Source organism: Streptomyces phaeofaciens, from assembly GCF_014648915.1.
GTDB lineage: Bacteria > Actinomycetota > Actinomycetes > Streptomycetales > Streptomycetaceae > Streptomyces > Streptomyces phaeofaciens.
In genome coordinates this window covers 162,100-181,910 of the sequence record NZ_BMSA01000002.1, presented here as the reverse complement: position 1 = coordinate 181,910, position 19,811 = coordinate 162,100, and the positions used below count along the sequence as shown (strand labels likewise).

Here is a 19,811-nt window from a genome sequence, read left to right as displayed (position 1 = left end):
CCCGGACGTGCACGACGATCTCTTCGCACAGGCCGACGCCTGGCTCGCCGAGGACCCCGACCCGCAGACCCGCGCGGAGCTGGCCCAGCTCATCGAGGCGGGGGACGTCAAGGAGCTGGCCGCGCGGTTCGGCGGCACCCTTCAGTTCGGCACGGCCGGCCTGCGCGGCGAGCTGGGCGCCGGGCCGATGCGCATGAACCGCTCCGTCGTCATCCGCGCCGCCGCCGGACTGGCCGCGTACCTCGACGGCAAGGGGCAGCGCGGCGGGCTCGTCGTGATCGGCTACGACGCCCGTCACATGTCGGCCGAGTTCGCCCGTGACACCGCCGCCGTGATGACCGGTGCCGGGCTGCGTGCGGCCGTCCTGCCCCGCCCCCTGCCGACGCCCGTCCTCGCCTACGCCATAAGGCACCTCGGCGCGGTCGCCGGAGTCGAGGTCACCGCCAGTCACAACCCGCCCCGGGACAACGGCTACAAGGTCTACCTGGGCGACGGCTCGCAGATCGTGCCGCCCGCCGACGCCGAGATCGCCGCCGAGATCGCCGCGGTCCGCGGCCTCGCCGACGTGCCCCGGCCGGACAGCGGCTGGGAGACCCTCGACGACTCCGTCCTGGACGCCTACCTCGCCCGGACCGACGCCGTCCTCTCCGCCGGCTCCCCGCGCGGCGCCCGCACCGTCTACACGGCGATGCACGGTGTCGGCAAGGACGTGCTGCTCGCCGCCTTCGCCCGGGCCGGCTTCCCGGAGCCCGTGCTCGTCGCCGAACAGGCCGAGCCCGACCCCGACTTCCCGACCGTCGCCTTCCCCAACCCGGAGGAGCCGGGCGCGATGGACCTCGCCTTCGCGCGGGCCCGTGCGACCGACCCCGACCTGATCATCGCCAACGACCCGGACGCCGACCGCTGCGCCGCGGCCGTCAAGGACCGCGACGGCGCCTGGCGGATGCTCCGCGGCGACGAGGTCGGCTCCCTGCTCGCCGCGCACCTGGTCGCCCGGGGCGCGCGCGGCACCTTCGCCGAGTCGATCGTCTCCTCCTCCCTCCTCGGCCGGATCGCCGAGAAGGCGGGACTGCCGTACGAGGAGACCCTCACCGGTTTCAAGTGGATCGCCCGCGTCGACGGTCTGCGCTACGGCTACGAGGAGGCCCTCGGCTACTGCGTCGACCCCGAGGGTGTGCGCGACAAGGACGGCATCACCGCCGCCCTGCTCATCACCGAGCTGGCGTCGGTGCTGAAGGAGGAGGGCCGCACCCTCCTCGACCTCCTCGACGACCTCGCCGTGGAGCACGGGCTGCACGCCACCGACCAGCTGTCGGTCCGGGTGGACGACCTGTCCGTCATCGCCGACGCCATGGAGCGGCTGCGCACCGTGCCCCCGACCTCGCTCGCGGGCCTCGCCATCACCCGCGCCGAGGACCTCACCCGGGGCACCGACACGCTCCCGCCCACCGACGGCCTGCGCTACACCCTCGACGGCGCCCGTGTCATCGTCCGCCCCAGCGGCACCGAGCCCAAGCTGAAGTGCTACCTGGAGGTCGTGGTCCCGGTCGCGGCCCACGCCGACCTGCCGGCCGCCCGGGCCCGGGCGGAGGACCTGCTCGCGGCGATCAAGCGGGATCTGGCGGCCGCGGCCGGGCTCTGAGTCGTACCGCCGTGCGGGTGGCCCGACCGTGGTCACGTGTCCCTTGATTCACGTGGAGTTGGGCCCTCGCACGCTCCTCGGACGTCCGGCCGGGCGCCGGACGCCGGATCCTGGACGGGCAGTGCGGAGCGCGCTCGCCTTCCCCCCTGAGCGTGCCCGTCGCACGGTGTCCCGCAGCCCCCTGGCTCATGTCGGGCGGGACGCCGGGATCGAGCCGGACACGGGGTGGCGCACCGGTGACGGTCGCGCCGCCCCGTGTCGGGTCCCGGGCGGCGAAGCGCCTCAGCCCGTGGTGGGCTGACGACGGACCGAACCCCGCCCGGTCACCGGGTCACCCGAGCGCCAGGGCACTCGGACGTGAAGGTACGGAGGGACGGGCATCGGACGCCGGGGCGGCCTCACCCCGTATGCGAGCGAAATCCTGCCCACCAGCGTCTACGGCAGAAAAGTCACCGCCGCCGCCCCCACCACCCCGATGACCACCCCGAGCGGCCACACCGCCCGCCCCCGCTGCCGGGCGTCGCTCACGCCCAGCGGGCGCAGCTCCGGGTTCCGCCACATCGCGGTGATCTCGGCGGCCGTTCGCTCGTACGGGTGCATCACGCCCAGCCGGCGCTCCAGCCAGCGCCAGCGGGGCGTGTGGACGGTCCACTCATCGAAGGACGCCCGCTTGGCGTCCACCTTCAGCTCGGCGCCCGAGGTGCGCACGACCCGGATCTGGTCCCAGGGCAGCTGCCGGGCCTCGCGGAAACCGTTGAACCACAGCCCCTCGCTGTCGGCGGTGACCCGCCAGGCCAGCCGGCGCGGCAGCAGCAGCGCGGCGATCAGCGTCAGCCCGAAACCGAAGAAGTAGCGCCACCAACCGGTGTCCTCCCAGAAGTGGGCGGCGTACGCCAGCGCCACCAGGACCGCGAGCCAGTCCGGCCACCCGGCACGCCACCGCCGTATCTTCACGGCCCCCGACGCCGTCTCGTCGCGCACCCGGTCGGCGGCGGCCAGGCGGCGCTCCTCGTAGCCGGCCTCCCGCGCCTCGCCGCTCCTGCGCTTGGCGTCCCGCCGGCGGAGGGTCCACTCGGTCACCGGCCGGACGGACCCCACCCCCACCTCCACCACGGGCGGCTCGCCGTCCTCCTCCGCCGCGGCGAGGAACACGACCTCGGCACCGTCGTGGGGCACGCCGTACAGGACGGCCTCGCGCAGGGGGCCGGTCCGCTCCTCGTCGATCCGGTCGAGCAGGTCCCTCAGCTCTTGCTCGTCGTCGGCGTCATCGGAGGTGTCCTCGTCGTCCCCGTCGTCCCCGTCGTCGCCGTCATCCCCGTCCTCGTCGAGTTCCCGCGTCGCGACCGTGAACAGCGGCCGCCGCGCGGTCACGTCGTCGGCGGCGTAGACCTCGGTGTCGACGTCGGCGTTCTCGCGCACCAGTACCCGCAGCACGGGCACCGGCGCCCCGCGCAGCCCCGCCGCGCGATGCCGTGCCAGTGCGGCCGTGAGCAGAACGGTCAGTCCGAGCCCGGCCAGGCACCAGCCCGCGGCCGGGGCCCCCTGCCGGTCGCCGGGCGTGTCCCAGAGGCCCGCGGTGGCGTACACCGCGCCGCCCGCCACGGCCACGACGAGCCCCCACCCGAACAGGAACGTCCCTCGCTCCGGCCGTCCGCCCGCCGCCTCGGGCAGGGGGACGGTCACGCCTTGGGCGGCGGCCAGCGCCGCCTCCCGCTGCGGACCCTGCGCGGCCAGCCGCAGCAGGGCGAGTGCCCACAGGACCGTCAGGGCCGCCGCGAGCCCCAGCCGCGGCGCCCACGGCACACCCCCGAGGACGAGGACCACGACCACCGCGACCGGGGCGAGGATCCGCGCCGCCTCGGGCCGCAGGACCGCCCATACGACGGGCAGGGCGGCCAGCGCGGCGCCCCAGGCGGGCAGCCCGGTGGACTCGCCCAGCAGCCCCGCCCCGCCCACCGCCATCAGCGGCAGGCCGAGGAACATCCACGTCTGCGCCCGTACCGGGACCCCGCGCGGCGGCAGCGCCCGCGCCCACTGCCGGGCGTCCTCGCCGTCCCACGGCCGGCACCCCTCGGGTATCGCGGCGGCGGGCAGCCGCAGCACCCCACCAGAACCCGTACTCATCGCTTCTCCCAGAATCACCGGCCCCGGGAAGTGCCGTCACGGCCGGGGCGTGCAGCCGATGATGACCCAGAACTCTGTGTCCTGGAGCAACGGCCCGGCAACGGTTCCACAACCGCCGGTCCCCCGACGGACCAGGTCACGGCCCCCTCGGCCACCTCACCCCCGGACGACAGCCCCCGGCCACGTCACCCCGAGGGCCCCGCCCCCGGCCGCGTCACCCCGAACGCCCAGCCCAAAACCGCCTCAGCCCAGGCGCCCCACCCCCGTGCGACCACTCCCGGCCGGCCCACCCCGAGAGACGCGCCCTCGGCCCCTTCACCCGGGGCGCCCGCCCCAAGCCGCCTCAGCCCAGCCGCCCCGGCCGCCCCAGCCGCGCAACCCGAGGCCCCGCCCCCGGCCGCGTCACCCCACGATCAGCAGAATCCCCAGCACCACCGCACCCGCGACCGCGGGCCCCACGATCTCCCAGGCCCACCGCACGCTCACCTCGCCCTGCGCGCTCTCCTCCTTCTCGCGGGCCTCCCACAGCTGACGCACCTCGTCCATGACCTGGTCGGTCTCGGCCCGCACCGGCCCGTCGGCCGCGGCGCGCCCCGAGAGCCCTCCCGGCCGCCCGCCGGAGAGCCCTCCGCCGGCCCCGCCGAAGCCGCCGAAGCCGCCGAGCCCACGGCCGCCCCGGCCGCCGCCGCGGCCCTCGCGTTCCGCTGCCTGCTCGGCCCGGGCCCGGGCCTCCCGGCGGGTCGCCTTCTTCCGGGCGCGCAGCGAGACGGGGATGGACCACAGCTGGTACTTCTTGCCGCTCTTGGCGACGACCTCGTTGGAGTAGCCGGACCGCAGGCCGGCGATCTGGCCCCAGGGCAGCACGATCACGCGGAAGGGGTTGCGCACCCGCAGCCGGTCCTGGCCCGCGTACACGGCGGGCCGCAGGGTGAAGGCGACGACCAGCGGCACCAGCAGGATCAGGGCGGCGAGCGCCAGCCAGGGCGTCCGCCCCTCGCCCGCCACGATCGCGTCGATGCCGAGCCAGCCGATGAGGCCGAGCAGCAGCACGCCGCCCACGAGGGCCGCGGGCGACCGGTAGATGCGGTCCTTGGTCTCGGGGGCCGAAGGCCGCGGCGCGGGTGACTGGTCTTCCGGGGTCGTCATGGCCCCGATTCTGCCCGACGGCTCCGCCCGCGCTCATCCGCAGCCCCGCTCCTCGCGATGAGCACGGATCCGTGCTCCGGGCTATACATCCGCTACGCGCGTAGATATGCTCGTCTGGTGACCATGCCCACCAATGCACCCACCGCAGCCCTCGCGGACGTGACCTCGTCCGGCAGCACGCTGCGTCGCTTCCTCCACGGGCTGCCCGGCGTCGACGCGGTCGGCCTGGAGGCACGCGCCGCGTCGCTCGGCACCCGTTCCATCAAGACGACCGCGAAGGCGTACGCCATCGACCTCGCCATCTCGATGGTCGATCTGACGACGCTGGAAGGCGCGGACACCCCGGGCAAGGTCCGGGCGCTCGGCGCGAAGGCGGCCCTCCCCGACCCGACCGACCGGACGACGCCCACCACGGCCGCGGTCTGCGTCTACCCGGACATGGTGGCCGTGGCCAAGCAGGCCGTGGCCGGCTCCGGGGTGAAGGTCGCCTCGGTCGCCACCGCCTTCCCCGCGGGCCGCGCCGCCCTCTCCGTGAAGCTGGCGGACGTGCGCGACGCGGTCGCGGCGGGCGCCGACGAGATCGACATGGTCATCGATCGCGGGGCGTTCCTCGCGGGCGACTATCTGAAGGTGTACGACGAGATCGTCGCCGTGAGGGAGGCCTCGGGCGCGGCCCGTCTGAAGGTCATCTTCGAGACCGGCGAGCTGTCGACCTACGACAACATCCGCCGCGCCAGCTGGCTCGGCATGCTCGCGGGGGCCGACTTCATCAAGACGTCGACGGGCAAGGTCGCCGTCAACGCCACCCCGGCCAACACCCTCCTCATGCTGGAGGCCGTCCGCGACTTCCGCGCCCAGACCGGTGTCCAGGTCGGTGTGAAGCCCGCCGGCGGCATCCGCACCAGCAAGGACGCGATCAAGTTCCTCGTGCTGGTCAACGAGACCGCGGGCGAGGACTGGCTGGACAACCACTGGTTCCGCTTCGGCGCCTCCTCGCTCCTGAACGACCTGCTGATGCAGCGTCAGAAGCTGGCCACCGGCCGCTACTCCGGCCCCGACTACGTGACGGTGGACTGATCACCATGGCTTCCGTATTTGAGTACGCACCGGCGCCCGAGTCCCGCTCGGTCGTCGACATCGCCCCCTCCTACGGCCTCTTCATCGACGGCGAGTTCGTGGAGGCGGCCGACGGCAAGGTCTTCAAGACGGTCTCGCCGTCCACCGAGGAGGTCCTCTCCGAGATCGCCCAGGCGGGCGAGGCGGACGTCGACCGCGCGGTGAAGGCGGCCCGCAGGGCCTTCGAGAAGTGGTCCGCGCTGCCCGGCGCCGAGCGCGCGAAGTACCTCTTCCGCATCGCCCGGATCATCCAGGAGCGCAGCCGTGAGCTGGCCGTCCTGGAGACGCTGGACAACGGCAAGCCGATCAGGGAGACGCGCGACGCCGACCTGCCCCTGGTCGCCGCGCACTTCTTCTACTACGCGGGCTGGGCCGACAAGCTCGGCCACGCGGGCTTCGGCGCGGAGCCGAGGCCCCTCGGTGTGGCCGGCCAGGTCATCCCCTGGAACTTCCCCCTCCTCATGCTGGCGTGGAAGATCGCCCCGGCCCTCGCGACCGGCAACACGGTCGTCCTGAAGCCGGCCGAGACCACTCCGCTGAGCGCCCTGTTCTTCGCGGACGTCTGCCGCCAGGCGGGCCTGCCCAAGGGTGTCGTCAACATCCTGACCGGCTACGGCGACGCCGGCGCCGCGCTCGTCGCGCACCCGGACGTGAACAAGGTGGCCTTCACCGGCTCCACGGCCGTCGGCAAGGCGATCGCGAAGACGGTCGCGGGCAGCCGGAAGAAGCTCACCCTCGAACTGGGCGGCAAGGGCGCCAACATCGTCTTCGACGACGCGCCGATCGACCAGGCCGTCGAGGGCATCGTCAACGGCATCTTCTTCAACCAGGGCCAGGTCTGCTGCGCCGGCAGCCGCCTGCTGGTCCAGGAGTCGGTCCAGGACGAGCTGCTGGCGTCCCTGAAGCGCCGGCTGTCGACGCTGCGCCTGGGCGACCCGCTGGACAAGAACACGGACATCGGCGCGATCAACTCCGAGGAGCAGCTCTCCCGGATCACCTCGCTCGTCGAGCGGGGCGAGGCGGAGGGCGCCGAGCGCTGGTCCCCGGCCTGCGAACTCCCGGAAGCGGGCTACTGGTTCGCGCCGACGCTGTTCACGAACGTCACCCAGGCCCACACCGTCGCCCGGGACGAGATCTTCGGCCCGGTCCTGTCGGTCCTCACCTTCCGCACCCCGGACGAGGCCGTGGCCAAGGCCAACAACACGCCGTACGGGCTGTCGGCGGGCGTCTGGACGGAGAAGGGCTCCCGCATCCTCGCGGTGGCGAACAAGCTCCGGGCCGGCGTCGTCTGGTCCAACACGTTCAACAAGTTCGACCCGGCCTCGCCGTTCGGCGGCTACAAGGAGTCGGGCTTCGGCCGCGAGGGCGGCCGTCACGGCCTGGAGGCATACCTCGATGTCTGACCGACTCAGCGTGTTCAAGACCTACAAGCTGTACGTGGGCGGGAAGTTCCCGCGTTCCGAGAGCGGCCGGGTGTACGAGGTGACCGACTCCAAGGGCAACTGGCTCGCCAACGCACCGCAGTCGAGCCGTAAGGACGCCCGGGACGCGGTCGTGGCCGCGCGCAAGGCGTTCGGCGGCTGGTCGGGCGCGACGGCGTACAACCGCGGGCAGGTCCTCTACCGCGTCGCCGAGATGCTGGAGGGCCGCCGGGACCAGTTCGTGCGCGAGGTGGCCGAGGCCGAGGGCCTGTCGAAGTCGAAGGCGGCCGCGGTGGTGGACGCCACGATCGACCGCTGGGTCTGGTACGCGGGCTGGACGGACAAGATCGCCCAGGTCGTGGGCGGCGGAAACCCGGTCGCGGGCCCGTACTTCAACCTGTCCTCGCCCGAGCCGACCGGCGTGGTCGCCGTGCTCGCGCCGCAGGAGTCGTCCTTCCTCGGCCTGGTCTCGGTCGTCGCCCCGGTCGTCGCGACCGGCAACACGGCCGTGGTGATCGCCAGCGAGAAGTCCCCGCTGCCGGCGCTCTCCCTGGGCGAGGTGCTCGCCACCTCCGACGTCCCCGGCGGTGTCGTCAACGTCCTGTCCGGCCGTACGGCGGAGATCGCCGCGCCGCTCGCCGCCCACCAGGACGTCAACGCGATCGACCTCGCGGGCGCCGACGAGGTGCTGGCGAAGGAGCTGGAGATCGCGGCGGCCGACAACCTCAAGCGCGTTCTCCGTCCACAGCCTGTGGATTACGCGGAGACCCCGGGGATCGACCGGATGACGGCGTTCCTGGAGACGAAGACCGTCTGGCACCCGACGGGTTCGCTGGGCGCCTCGGGCTCCTCGTACTGAGCCCTCACGAACGAGCCGCGCCGCCCCTCCGTCCGGGGGCGGCGCGGCTCTTGTGCGCGGACGGTCTCAGTCGCCGAGCACCTGCGTCGCGTCCCCCAGCACGGGGATCGAACCGATCGACCGCGCCTGGGCCACCGGGCCGGTGACCATCTGGGACGTCAGCGGCTTGAAGTCGGCGAGCTGGGTGCCGACGCCGTTGTCGAGGGGGTCGACGCCGGTGCCCGCCAGCGGGTTGGGCTTGAGGCCCGAGACGGCGCCGGTGACGTACGGCAGCGAGCCGAGGACCCCCCGTGCCGCGGACTGCGGGTCGAGCGAGCCGGCCGCGGCGGGGCGGGTGCCCGGCACGTCGCCGACCGGTTCGCCGCCCGCTGCCGCCGCGGTACCGGCGCCCGCGCCGAGCGCCACCCCGGCGGTCGCGAGGGCGGCGAGGACGCGCCGGCCGGTGAAGGTCTGGGAGGAGTCGTGTCGGGCCATCTCGGTGCCACCTTCTGCTGCACAAGGTAATGAGGTCGACACGAAGGGTAGTTGAGGTGTGACGCGCGCTTCAAAGCCGACCCGCGGGGTCGTGACGGGCCCGGAGGATGCCGCACACTGGTGTCCCGTGACCTCCCCTCCGTCCATACCCACGCGAGTCGTGCTGCTCTGCGGCCCTTCCGGCTCCGGCAAGTCCCTCCTCGCGGCCCGCTCCGGTCTCCCGGTGCTGCGGCTCGACGACTTCTACAAGGAGGGCGACGACCCGACGCTGCCGCTGGTCGCCGGGAGCACCGACATCGACTGGGACCACCCGGGCTCCTGGGACGCGGACACGGCCGTCGCCGCGATCGTGGAACTGTGCGGCACGGGCCGCACCGACATCCCCGTGTACGACATCTCGCTGAGCGCCCGCACCGGCACGGACGCGGTGGACATCGGGCGGACCCCGCTGTTCATCGCGGAGGGCATCTTCGCCGCCGAGATCGTCGAACGCTGCCGTGAGCTGGGCGTGCTGGCGGACGCGCTGTGTCTGAGCCGCGGCCCGGTGAAGACGTTCCGCCGCCGCTTCCTGCGCGATCTGAAGGAGGGCCGCAAGTCGGTGCCGTTCCTGCTGCGCCGCGGCTGGCGTCTGATGCGCGCCGAGCGGTCCATCGTGGCCCGGCAGAGCGCGCTCGGCGCGTACGCCTGCGACCGGGACGAGGCGCTGGGCCGGCTGGCGACCGCCGCGACGGGCCGTGGCGCACCGGCGGCGCGCACGAGCGCGTAACCCGGGCAGGCGCCGCGGTACGCCCCGCTGGGCGCCGTGCGCCGAGGCACACACGAGAGCGGGACTGGACGGACCCCCCGGCCCTCCAGTCCCGCATCCCCCGTTCCCCCGTGCCTCCCCCGTACTTCCCCCGTGCTTCCCCCGGATGGTGCTTCCCCTTGCGGTGCGGTACCGCTCCCCCACGTCCCCCGTCGGGTCCCCCCGGTACCGCTCCCCCGTTGTTCCCCCGTTCACCGGCTTCCCTGAGCGAAGCCGGGCCCTTCCCCCGTGACCCTCAGGCGACAAGCTCCCCGAAGGCGTCCTCCTCGTCACGGCCGAAGCTGAGGACCTCGTCCTCGCGCAGCCGGCGGAGCGACCGCCAGATGCTGGACTTCACCGTGCCGACACTGATGTCGAGGATCTCCGCGATCTCCGGGTCCGTGCGGCCCTCGTAGTAGCGCAGGACCAGCATCGTGCGCTGGAGTTCGGGCAGCCGGGCCAGCGCCTGCCACAGGACCGCGCGCAGCTCGGTGCCGCGCATCGCGTCCGTGTCGCCGGGCGTCTCCGGCAGCTCCTCGGTCGGGTACTCGTTCAGCTTGCGGCGGCGCCACGCGCTGATGTGCAGGTTGGTCATCGTCCGGCGGAGGTACCCGCCGACCGCGGCCTTGTCACTGATCCGGTCCCAGGCCCGGTACGTCGAGAACAGCGCGCTCTGGAGCAGGTCCTCGGCCTCGAAGCGGTCGCCGGTGAGGTGGTAGGCGGTGGCGTACAGGGAGGCGCGGCGCTCCTGGACGTAGGCGGTGAACTCCGCCTCGGTCAGGGAGCGACGCTCCCCCGTGTCCTCCCTGTACGCGGCTCCCCCGTGAGCCGCCTGTTCCCCGGCCGGGTCGACGACCGTCATGAACCCGGTGTGCTGGCGCCCGGTGCCGCGAGCGCACCCCCGCCCGTTCACGACACCGGACTTCTCGGAACCCCGGTGCACGTCGTGCAGGCGCGTGATCACTGCGCTGGTGTTCAGGCCGTGCAGCTTGTTCATCTCGCGCCCCCCGTCGTGGACTTCCGGTGTTCGGTCTGTAGCGTCGGCCCGGCTTTCGTGGTGCTGCCTTGCCTGTGCCGAAAAGCTTGCCCACCCCACTTCATGGCGGTGTCCGCCGACTGTCACAGACCTGTCACAGGGGCCTGTCACCGCGGCATCACAGTCACCTCACAGACGCCGGCGGTACGCCGTCCGGTTCACCCCTCGACGGCCTCCCGCACCGGGTCCCGAACAAGATCGGCGCCCCACGGGTCGAACGACAGCCCCCTCATGGGCCAGAATGAGCCCGTGCCTTCCCTGTTGCTGATCGAGGACGACGACGCCATCCGTACGGCCCTGGAGCTCTCACTGACGCGCCAGGGGCACCGTGTGGCGACCGCTGCGAGCGGTGAGGACGGTCTGAAGCTGTTGCGCGAGCAGCGGCCGGATCTGATCGTCCTGGACGTGATGCTGCCCGGCATCGACGGTTTCGAGGTGTGCCGGCGCATCCGGCGCACCGACCAGCTGCCGATCATCCTGCTGACCGCGCGCAGCGACGACATCGACGTGGTCGTCGGGCTGGAGTCCGGCGCCGACGACTATGTGGTCAAGCCCGTGCAGGGCCGGGTGCTGGACGCCCGGATCCGGGCCGTGCTGCGCCGCGGGGAGCGCGAGTCGACCGACGCGGCGACCTTCGGCAGCCTGGTCATCGACCGTGCGGCGATGACCGTGACGAAGAACGGCGAGGACCTCCAGCTCACCCCGACCGAGCTGCGGCTGCTGCTCGAACTGAGCCGGCGGCCCGGTCAGGCCCTGTCGCGCCAGCAGCTGCTGCGCCTGGTGTGGGAGCACGACTACCTGGGCGACTCCCGGCTGGTGGACGCCTGCGTCCAGCGGCTGCGCGCCAAGGTCGAGGACGTGCCGTCGTCCCCGACGCTGATCCGTACCGTGCGCGGGGTCGGCTATCGCCTGGACGCCCCTCAGTGACGCACGAGCAGGGGGGGTTCCGCGGCTGGACCGCGGTACGCAAGGGAAAGCTGGCACGCCTGCGGTTCACCAGTCTGCGACTGCGGCTCGTCGTGGTCTTCGGAGCCGTGGCGCTGACCGCCGCCGTGTCCGCCTCGGGCATCGCGTACTGGCTCAACCGCGAGGCCGTGCTCACCCGTACCCAGGGCGCGGTGCTGCGGGACTTCGAGCAGGAGATGCAGAACCGGGCGGGTTCGCTGCCCGAGCACCCCTCGCAGGACGAACTCCTGCACACCGCCGGGCAGATGGCCAACAGCAGCCAGCGGTTCAGTGTGCTGCTGGTCGGCGAGGAGTCCACCGGCAAGACCGTGTACGGCAGTTCCGGCGGGCTGAACGGGTTCTCCCTGGAGGACGTGCCCGAGTCGCTGCGCCGGGCGGTGAACAAGCAGCAGGACGTCGGGGACGGCAACGAGTCGCCGTACCACCTGTACTGGCAGCGGGTCGTGGACCACGGGACGCCGTATCTGGTGGCCGGGACGCGGGTGATCGGGGGCGGGCCGACCGGGTACATGCGCAAGTCGCTGGAGCCGGAGGCCAAGGACCTCAACTCGCTGGCCTGGTCGCTGGGGATCGCCACCGGGCTCGCGCTGATCGGGGCCGCGCTGCTCGCGCAGGCCGCCGCCACGACCGTGCTGAAGCCGGTGCACCGGCTGGGCGTCGCCGCGCGACGGCTGGGCGAGGGACGGCTGGACACCCGGCTGCGGGTGTCGGGGACGGACGAACTCGCCGATCTGTCACGGACGTTCAACCGGACGGCGGAGGCGCTGGAGAAGCGGGTCGACGACATGGCCGCGCGGGACGAGGCCTCACGGCGGTTCGTCGCCGACATGTCGCACGAGCTGCGCACCCCGCTGACCGCCATCACCACCGTCGCCGAGGTGCTGGAGGAGGAGCTGGACGCCGAGTCGGGCAGCATCGACCCGATGATCGAGCCGGCCGTCCGGCTGGTGGTCAGCGAGACCCGGCGGCTCAACAACCTCGTCGAGAACCTGATGGAGGTCACCCGCTTCGACGCGGGGACCGCGCGGCTGGTCCTGGACGACGTCGACGTCGCCGACCAGATCACCGCCTGCATCGACGCGCGCGCCTGGCTGGACGCGGTCGATCTCGACGCCGAGCGCGGCATCCACGCCCGGCTCGACCCGCGCCGGCTGGACGTGATCCTGGCCAACCTGATCGGCAACGCCCTCAAGCACGGCGGTTCGCCGGTGCGGGTGTCGGTGGCGGCGGCGCGGGACGAGGTCGTCATCGCGGTGCGCGACCACGGGCCCGGCATCCCGGAGGAGGTGCTGCCGCACGTCTTCGACCGGTTCTACAAGGCGAGCGCCTCCCGGCCGCGCTCCGAGGGCAGCGGTCTGGGACTGTCCATCGCGATGGAGAACGCCCACATCCACGGCGGCGAGATCACCGCCGCCAACTCCCCCGAGGGCGGCGCGGTGTTCACGCTGCGGCTGCCGCGGGGCGCCTCCGAGCCGGCGGAACAGGGCGAGCAGGCCGGGCCGTCCGGGCACTCCGCTCCGGACACGAAGGGGAACGCTCGATGAAGGTACGCCGGCTGCTCGCCCTGCCGCTGCTGGCCGCTGTGCTCACCGGCTGCGGGATCCGGGCGACCGAGGTCCCGACCGACTTCGGGCCCGCGCCCTCCCGGGTGCGCTGCTCGCTCGCCGAGCCGAACGTGACGACGCAGGCCGCGCGCGGGGTGCCCGTGCAGGTGTTCCTGCTGTGCGGTTCGTCGCTGGTGGCCGTCGACCGCGCGATGCGGGTGACGGCGGGCGCGGCGGACACCGAGCGGCGCGCGCTGGTGGCGCAGGGCCTGCTCGACCAGCTCGCCGAGTCGCCGTCCGCGGCCGAGAAGGAGGCCGGGTACACCACGGACGTGCGCGGCGGGATGACGGTGAGCGGGCCGGGCCCCGACGACCCCGACGACGCGCTGCGGCTGAGCACGGCACCGGGCGGTCTGACCTCGTACGCGCTCGCCCAGGTGGTGTGCACGTTCTCCGACTCGGCGGCGGCCGAGGGCGACGGCTCGGTGATCCTGGGCGGTCCCGGTTCCGATCCGCTGCGCCGCTACGAGTGCACGGACGAGGTGCGGTCCCGTCCGGGCAGCGCGGAGCCGCCCTCGTCGGAGGTCGCGGACGGCGGCTGACGGGCCTCCGGCAGGCGCGCCGGGGACCGGTGGCCGGGCGGGCGCGCGAAGCGCCGTGGGCCCCGGCGCACCCGTGTGGCGGAGGACTCATCCCGCTGCCGTGCGGGATGCCGGAACCGATCGTGCCGAGGGGCGCGTCTTGGGGGGCGTGCAGCGTCAAGGCTCCATCGGCGGCAGCGCCGCGATCCGTCTCCGCGCGACCGGGATTCTCCTCCTGGTCGCCCACCTCGCGTTCGTCGCCTGGTGCACGCTGCGCCCGCTGAACGTGCCCTGGGTGATGCCCAGTAACCTGCACCCCTTCGCCGGGATCCGCGCCGACCTCCGGCTGGGCTGGCCCGAGGCGGCCCTGCGCATCGGTGAGGGGCTGGCGCTGCTGGCGCCGCTGGGGGTGCTGCTGCCGCTGGCGCACGGCAGGCTCCGGGTGTCGCCGCTGGCCTCCCTGGTCCGTACGGTCACGGCGGGCGCGTTGCTGTCGCTGGGCATCGAGCTGCTCCAGACCGGGGTGCCGGGCCGGGTCGTGGATGTGGACTCGCTGCTGCTGAACACCGTGGGCGTGGCTCTGGCGCACGCCGCGGTGGTGCCGGCGGTCCGCAGGGCGCTGCGCCGCAGGGACGAGCGGCGGGGGTGGACGGCGGTCCGCCCGGAGGAAGGGGCTCAGGGTCGGACCCCGAGAATTCCGAGGGTCGGGATCGCCCCGTAGAGCGACGCTTCTCCGTCTTTGTCTCCGTAGCGTTGAGCACAGATGAGGCAGCCGGAAGGGCCGCCTCGACCGACGCTCACGAAGGAGCCCAGATGTCCCGCCTCGCCCGCCCCACCCACGGCCGCATGATCGGCGGAGTGTGCGCCGCGCTGGCCCGGCGCTTCGACACCTCCGCGACGACGATGCGCGTGATCTTCCTGCTCTCCTGCCTGCTGCCCGGCCCGCAGTTCCTGCTCTACATAGCGCTGTGGATCCTGCTGCCCTCGGAGGGGAAGGCGGCGCGCACGGCCTGGTGACGGCCGTCCGTACGAACGCCGTCGGGGCGCCCCCCCCTCGTGCTGGGGGGCGCCCCGACGGCGTGTGGTGCGCGGGGTCAGCCCAGCGGGATCCCGTTGACCGGCAGGCCGTGCGTGGGCAGGCCCTTGCCGACCGGGAGGCCGCCGAGGAGGCCGGCGACCGGCTTGGTCGGCCCTTGGGCGAGCGCCTGCTCGGCGGCCGGCTGCACGGCGGCGACACCGGCGGAGAGCGCGGGCTGGGCCTGCTCCAGCTTGGCCTGCTCCAGCACCTTGCCGGCACCCGGGAGCAGCTTGGTGGCGTTCTCCACGGGCTTGGTGACCGAGCCCAGCGCCTGCGTGGCGTCCGGGACGGCCGGGGCCGCGTTCGCGGCACCCGCACCGACGGCGGCGAAGGCGGCACCGAGGGCGGCGACGCCGAGGGTCTTGGCAGCAGACTGCTTCATGATGAATGCGTCCTCGAGTGGGATACGGGAACCGATCGGTCCCCGACCGTAAACACGGGGCGGGGGAGGCCGCAAACATCGAAATGCGGACGGATGGTGAATGTCCGTCCGCATTCCGCTCCCGAGGAAAAGTACGATCAGTCGCCCGAGACCACAGAACCGCTGGTGGAGGCGGTCTGCTGGAACAGCCATTCGGACTTCAGCTCGGCATAACCGGGCTTGATCACGTCATTGATCATCGCGAGTCGTTCATCGAAAGGAATGAATGCTGACTTCATAGCATTGACCGAGAACCATTGCAGGTCGTCGAGCGAGTAGCCGAATGCGTCGACAAGGTGCTCGAATTCCCGGCTCATGCTGGTGCCGGACATCAGCCGGTTGTCGGTGTTGACCGTCGCGCGGAAGTGCAGCCGGCGCAGCAGCCCGATCGGGTGCTCGGCGTAGGAGGCGGCCGCGCCGGTCTGGAGGTTGGAGGACGGGCACATCTCCAGCGGGATCCGCTTGTCGCGGACGTAGGAGGCGAGCCGGCCGAGCTTCACCGCGCCGTCGGCGGTGACCTCGATGTCGTCGATGATGCGCACCCCGTGGCCGAGCCGGTCGGCGCCGCACCACTGGAGGGCCTGCCAGATGGACGGCAGCCCGAAGGCCTCGCCCGCGTGGATGGTGAAGTGGTTGTTCTCCCGCTTCAGGTACTCGAAGGCGTCCAGGTGCCGGGTGGGCGGGAAGCCCGCCTCCGCGCCAGCGATGTCGAAGCCGACGACGCCCAGGTCCCGGTAGCGGTTGGCGAGTTCGGCGATCTCCAGGGCGCGGGCGGCGTGCCGCATGGCGGTGAGCAGGGCGCCCACCCGGATCCGGTGACCGTTCTGACGGGCCGTCCGCTCGCCTTCGCGGAAGCCCTCGTTGACGGCCTCGACGACCTCTTCGAGGGTCAGCCCGCCGTCGAGGTGCTGCTCGGGGGCGTAGCGCACCTCGGCGTAGACGACACCGTCCTCGGCGAGGTCCTCGGCGCACTCGCGGGCGACCCGGACGAGCGCGTCCCGGGTCTGCATCACGCCGACGGTGTGCGAGAAGGTCTCCAAGTACCGTTCCAGGGAACCCGAGTCGGCGGCCTCGCGGAACCAGATGCCGAGCTTGTCGGGGTCGGTCTCGGGGAGTCGGGAGTACCCGGTGTCCCGGGCGAGGTCGACGATGGTGCCGGGGCGCAGCCCGCCGTCGAGGTGGTCGTGCAGCAGAACCTTGGGCGCCCGCCGGATCTGGTCCGTGCTCGGGGTGTCGCCCGCTGGGATGCTCTGGCTCGTCATTTCCGCACTCTAACTCCTACGCGCGTAGATCGCGCGTTGTACAACTCCGCCGATACGTAACGGTGACCGCACGGACGGGTGGAGTACACCGACGTTTCTGACACTGTTCTGTCATGGCACAGCAAGCGACACCGGTCCGAACGGCCCGGCTGGGAAGGGCGCTCGGCCCCGAGCCGACGACGGTGAGCGCGGTGGTGCTGCTGCTCCCCGGCGGCGAGGAGGTCTCCGGCCGCAGACCATCCCCGATGTGGGCGGCCGCCTCCGTCCGCGCCCTGGGGCGCACCCTCACCAGGGCGGGACACGAGGAGGGCCTGGCCGCCCATGTCGTCCACTACCGCTACCGCGGCTGGAACGGCAGCGAGGCGCATCTCGCGGCGGACGCGGCCTGGGCGGCGGACGAGATCGTCCGGCGGTACGGGGACGTTCCCGTGTGCCTGGCCGGGGTCGGTATGGGCGGGCGGGCCGCGCTGCGCGCCGCGGGCCATGAGGCCGTCAACTCCGTGCTGGCCCTCGCCCCCTGGCTGCCGGAGGACGACGTGGCCGCGCCGCCCGAACCGGTGAAGCAGTTGGTGGGGCGCCGCGTGATGATCGTGCACGGCACGAACGACGAGCGCAGCGATCCCGAGCTGTCCTTCCGGCTGGCGGCGCGGGCGAAGAAGGCGAACCGGGACGTGTGCCGGTTCGAAGTGCACGCCGACGGCCACGGTTTACACCAGTACCGGGACGAAGTGCACGCACTGGCGGCGGACTTCACGATGGGGATGCTGTTCGGGCGGGGGCTCTCGCGGCCGGTGGAGGACGCGCTCGCGGCTCCGCCGCCGCTGGGGCTGCGGATGCCGTTGGCGGTGGGGTTCGGGAGGTCGCTGCGGGGACGGTAGCGACGGCCGCGCCCCGCGCGCGCCGGACCCGAGGCCGCGCGCCCGGCCGGGCCTCGGGTCCGCCTCCCTGACGCAGCCCCACGGATCGGCCCGTGCCCGCTGCCGCCCCACAGATCGCCCGTGCCCGCTGCCGCCCCTCAGGTCGGCAGCAGGTTCCCCCTTCTCGACAGCAGGAACTTCTTGAAGGCCGCCACCGGCGGAGTGTCCGGGTGGCCGTCCAGCCACGCCACGCCGATCTCCCGGATCGCCCTCGGGGTCGTGACCGTCAGTTCCACCACCCCCGGGCGGGCCACGGCGGGCGGGGGCAGCAGCGCGACCCCCAGCCCCGCCGCCACCAGCCCCCGCAGGGTCTCCGCCTCCTCTCCCTCGAAGGCGACCCTCGGGCGGAAGCCGGCCTCCTTGCACAGGTCGTCGGTGATGCGGCGCAGGCCGTAGCCGGGTTCCAGGGTCACGAAGGTCTCGTCGGCGGCCTCGGCGAGGCGGACCCGCCTGCGGGCGGCGAGGCGGTGTTCGGCGGGGACGACCAGGCGGAGCTTCTGTTCGTCCAGACGGCGGGCGACCAGGTCGGGGGCGTCCGGGACCGGGGAGGTCAGGCAGAGGTCCAGTTCGCCGGCCCGAAGGCCTTCGAGCATCGCCTCGCCGTGGTTCTGCACGAGGCTGAAGCGGACCCGGGGATGGTCGGCGCGGAAGGCGTGGATCAGGCCGGGGACCGTCTCGGCGCCCATGGTGTGCAGAAAGCCGAACGCGACCTTGCCGGTGGCCGCGTCGGCGTCGGCACGGACCTCGTCGGCGGCCCTCTCGATCTCGGCGAGAGCGCGCTCGACGGAGGTGAGGAAGGTGCGGCCGGCGGGGGTCAGGGAGACCGTGCGGCCGCGGCGGGCGAACAGGTCGACGCCCAGGTCCTGTTCGAGACGGACGATCGCCCGGGAGAGCGTCGACTGGGGGACGTTCATCTCCTGGGCGGCGCGGGTGACGTGCTCGGTGCGGGCGACGCCGGCGAAGTACGCGAGCCTCGGCGCCAGCGACATCACCATGTCTTCTGTGTCACCGGACGGTGACAGTCGGGGCTGTGACCTCTGCTGATGCTCCATGGGAACGATTATGTCGATTCCATGCATTGGACGGATGAGCCGGGGCGTCCGTACCTTCGAGGCATGTCTCCCGCCAGTACCGGGGCGTCCACGATCGTGGGCGCCGCCTCGTCCGTCCCCTCCTCCCTCCCCTCCGCCGACTCCCGGATGGCCCCCGGCGGTCCCGGCTACCGCCGGATGAGCTTCGCGCTCTTCCTCGCCGGCGTGGCGACCTTCGCCCTGCTGTACTCCACACAGGCGCTCCTGCCGCTGATCTCCGGCGACTTCGGGGTGGCGGCGAGCGAGGCGAGCTGGACGGTCGCGGCGGCCACCGGCGGACTGGCGCTGTTCGTGCTGCCGATGAGCGCCCTCTCCGAGCGCTACGGCCGCCGTACGGTGATGACGGCCTCGCTGGCGGTCGCGGTGGCCGTGGGACTGCTGGTGCCCCTCGCACCCTCGCTCGGCTCCCTGGTGGTGCTGCGGGCGGTGCAGGGCGCGGCCCTGGCCGGGCTGCCGGCGTCGGCGACCGCGTACCTCGCGGAGGAGGTCCGGCCCAGGGCGCTGGTCACGGCGATCGGTCTGTTCGTGGCGGGCAACAGCGTCGGCGGCATGAGCGGCCGGGTCATCACCGGCTGGGTCGCGCAGGAGTGGGGCTGGCGGGCCGCCGTCGCGGTGATCGGCGTGCTGGCGGTGGGCTGCGCGATCGCGTTCCGGCTGCTGCTCCCGGCGCCGAGGCACTTCACGCCGGGGTCGCTGCGGCCCGGCGCCCTGGTCCGCACGGTCCGCGGCCACCTGGCCGACCCGCTGCTGTGCCGGCTGTACGCGATCGGCGCGCTGTTCATGACCGTCTTCGGCGGTGTGTACACGGTCATCGGCTACCGGCTGACCGAGGCCCCGTTCTCCCTCCCGCAGGGTGTCGTCGGCTCGATCTTCCTGGTGTACCTGGTCGGTACGGTGTCGGCGTCCACGGCGGGCCGGCTGGTCGGCCGGCTGGGCCGGCGCGGGGCGCTCTACCTGGCGGGCGGCACCACGGCGGCGGGCCTGCTCCTCTCCCTGGCCGACTCCCTGGCCCTGGTGCTGCTGGGTCTGGTGCTGATCACGGCGGGGTTCTTCGCGGGGCACGCGGTGGCGTCCTCCGCGGTCAGCAAGACGGCCACCACCGGCCGCGCGCAGGCCTCCGCCCTCTACCAGTCGGCGTACTACATCGGCTCCAGCGCCGGTTCCACGGTCGGGGCGATCGCCTTCCACGCCGGCGGCTGGGCCGGCACGGTCGGGGTGGGTGTGCTGGCGGTGCTCGGTGTCGTGACGATCACGGTCTTCGGGTCGCGGGCGGCACGCCGCGAGGCCCTCGTCGCGGCCTGATCGTTCCCCCCTGCTCACGGCCCGTTGTCAGTGGTCCCGGATAGCCT

At 73.1% G+C, this 19,811-nt stretch carries 19 protein-coding genes; 12 read left to right on the top strand and 7 right to left on the bottom strand.

Annotation, left to right across the window (positions count from 1 at the left end; all coding sequences use genetic code 11):
* The first annotated feature begins 7 nt into the window (after positions 1-7).
* A complete protein-coding gene (locus tag IE275_RS04315) occupies positions 8-1,642 on the top strand; it encodes a phospho-sugar mutase (RefSeq protein WP_189707689.1) in 1,635 nt (544 codons plus the stop codon).
* Positions 1,643-2,077: 435 nt separating this feature from the next.
* On the opposite strand, the gene IE275_RS04310 is transcribed toward IE275_RS04315, so the two are convergent.
* Positions 2,078-3,766, bottom strand: a complete 1,689-nt coding sequence (locus tag IE275_RS04310) for a hypothetical protein (RefSeq protein WP_189707687.1) — start codon at positions 3,764-3,766, stop codon at positions 2,078-2,080.
* Positions 3,767-4,168: 402 nt separating this feature from the next.
* Positions 4,169-4,912, bottom strand: a complete 744-nt coding sequence (locus tag IE275_RS04305; RefSeq protein ID WP_189707685.1) for a PH domain-containing protein — start codon at positions 4,910-4,912, stop codon at positions 4,169-4,171.
* Positions 4,913-5,035: 123 nt separating this feature from the next.
* On the opposite strand from IE275_RS04305, the gene deoC reads away from it, so the two are divergent.
* The 3 genes from deoC to IE275_RS04290 are packed head-to-tail and all read left to right on the top strand — an operon-like array spanning position 5,036 to position 8,308.
* Positions 5,036-5,989 carry a deoxyribose-phosphate aldolase gene (deoC, locus tag IE275_RS04300; protein ID WP_189708678.1) on the top strand — a complete coding sequence of 318 codons (954 nt, stop codon included), beginning with the start codon at positions 5,036-5,038 and terminating at the stop codon, positions 5,987-5,989.
* 5 nt (positions 5,990-5,994) lie between these two features.
* Positions 5,995-7,431 (top strand): aldehyde dehydrogenase family protein, encoded by a 1,437-nt coding sequence (locus tag IE275_RS04295; protein WP_189707683.1) that lies wholly within the window; start codon positions 5,995-5,997, stop codon positions 7,429-7,431.
* On the top strand, positions 7,424-8,308 hold the full coding sequence (locus IE275_RS04290) for an aldehyde dehydrogenase family protein (RefSeq protein ID WP_189707681.1): 885 nt from the start codon (positions 7,424-7,426) through the stop codon (positions 8,306-8,308). Before IE275_RS04295 ends, IE275_RS04290 begins: the two co-directional genes overlap by 8 nt.
* A 66-nt stretch (positions 8,309-8,374) precedes the next feature.
* On the opposite strand, the gene IE275_RS04285 is transcribed toward IE275_RS04290, so the two are convergent.
* Complete coding sequence (locus tag IE275_RS04285) at positions 8,375-8,782, bottom strand: hypothetical protein (RefSeq protein WP_189707679.1); 408 nt, start codon at positions 8,780-8,782, stop codon at positions 8,375-8,377.
* Positions 8,783-8,840: 58 nt separating this feature from the next.
* On the opposite strand from IE275_RS04285, the gene IE275_RS04280 reads away from it, so the two are divergent.
* Positions 8,841-9,548 carry a uridine kinase family protein gene (locus tag IE275_RS04280; RefSeq protein WP_189707677.1) on the top strand — a complete coding sequence of 236 codons (708 nt, stop codon included), beginning with the start codon at positions 8,841-8,843 and terminating at the stop codon, positions 9,546-9,548.
* 274 nt (positions 9,549-9,822) lie between these two features.
* Here the strand turns inward: IE275_RS04280 and IE275_RS04275 are convergent, their stop codons facing one another.
* Positions 9,823-10,563: a SigE family RNA polymerase sigma factor gene (locus tag IE275_RS04275; protein ID WP_189707675.1), complete on the bottom strand. Its 741-nt coding sequence runs from the start codon at positions 10,561-10,563 to the stop codon at positions 9,823-9,825.
* A gap of 288 nt (positions 10,564-10,851) precedes the next feature.
* Here IE275_RS04275 and afsQ1 point away from each other — a divergent pair, with 288 nt between their 5' ends.
* From afsQ1 to IE275_RS04250, 5 genes are all read left to right on the top strand, one after another.
* Complete coding sequence (afsQ1, locus tag IE275_RS04270) at positions 10,852-11,529, top strand: two-component system response regulator AfsQ1 (protein ID WP_175522268.1); 678 nt, start codon at positions 10,852-10,854, stop codon at positions 11,527-11,529.
* On the top strand, positions 11,526-13,112 hold the full coding sequence (locus IE275_RS04265) for an ATP-binding protein (protein ID WP_189707673.1): 1,587 nt from the start codon (positions 11,526-11,528) through the stop codon (positions 13,110-13,112). Before afsQ1 ends, IE275_RS04265 begins: the two co-directional genes overlap by 4 nt.
* The gene (locus tag IE275_RS04260) at positions 13,109-13,714 is read left to right on the top strand and encodes a hypothetical protein (protein WP_189707671.1); all 606 of its coding nucleotides are present in this window, start codon (positions 13,109-13,111) and stop codon (positions 13,712-13,714) included. The genes IE275_RS04265 and IE275_RS04260 overlap by 4 nt, the downstream gene beginning before the upstream one ends.
* 148 nt (positions 13,715-13,862) lie before the next feature.
* A complete protein-coding gene (locus IE275_RS04255) occupies positions 13,863-14,414 on the top strand; it encodes a VanZ family protein (protein WP_189707669.1) in 552 nt (183 codons plus the stop codon).
* Between the two features lie 92 nt (positions 14,415-14,506).
* Entirely contained in the window at positions 14,507-14,710 is a 204-nt protein-coding gene (locus tag IE275_RS04250; RefSeq protein ID WP_189707667.1) for a PspC domain-containing protein, read from the top strand.
* 77 nt (positions 14,711-14,787) lie between these two features.
* Here IE275_RS04250 and IE275_RS04245 read toward each other — a convergent pair whose 3' ends face one another.
* Positions 14,788-15,153 carry an ATP-binding protein gene (locus tag IE275_RS04245; protein WP_189707665.1) on the bottom strand — a complete coding sequence of 122 codons (366 nt, stop codon included), beginning with the start codon at positions 15,151-15,153 and terminating at the stop codon, positions 14,788-14,790.
* A gap of 137 nt (positions 15,154-15,290) precedes the next feature.
* On the bottom strand, positions 15,291-16,454 hold the full coding sequence (locus IE275_RS04240; RefSeq protein WP_189707663.1) for an adenosine deaminase: 1,164 nt from the start codon (positions 16,452-16,454) through the stop codon (positions 15,291-15,293).
* 113 nt (positions 16,455-16,567) lie between these two features.
* Between IE275_RS04240 and IE275_RS04235 the strand changes: the two genes are divergently transcribed.
* Positions 16,568-17,332: an alpha/beta hydrolase gene (locus tag IE275_RS04235; protein ID WP_189707661.1), complete on the top strand. Its 765-nt coding sequence runs from the start codon at positions 16,568-16,570 to the stop codon at positions 17,330-17,332.
* A 137-nt stretch (positions 17,333-17,469) separates the two neighbouring features.
* Here the strand turns inward: IE275_RS04235 and IE275_RS04230 are convergent, their stop codons facing one another.
* A complete protein-coding gene (locus tag IE275_RS04230) occupies positions 17,470-18,423 on the bottom strand; it encodes a LysR family transcriptional regulator (RefSeq protein WP_189707659.1) in 954 nt (317 codons plus the stop codon).
* Positions 18,424-18,486: 63 nt separating this feature from the next.
* On the opposite strand from IE275_RS04230, the gene IE275_RS04225 reads away from it, so the two are divergent.
* Positions 18,487-19,764, top strand: a complete 1,278-nt coding sequence (locus IE275_RS04225) for an MFS transporter (RefSeq protein WP_189707657.1) — start codon at positions 18,487-18,489, stop codon at positions 19,762-19,764.
* Positions 19,765-19,811: the final 47 nt, after the last annotated feature.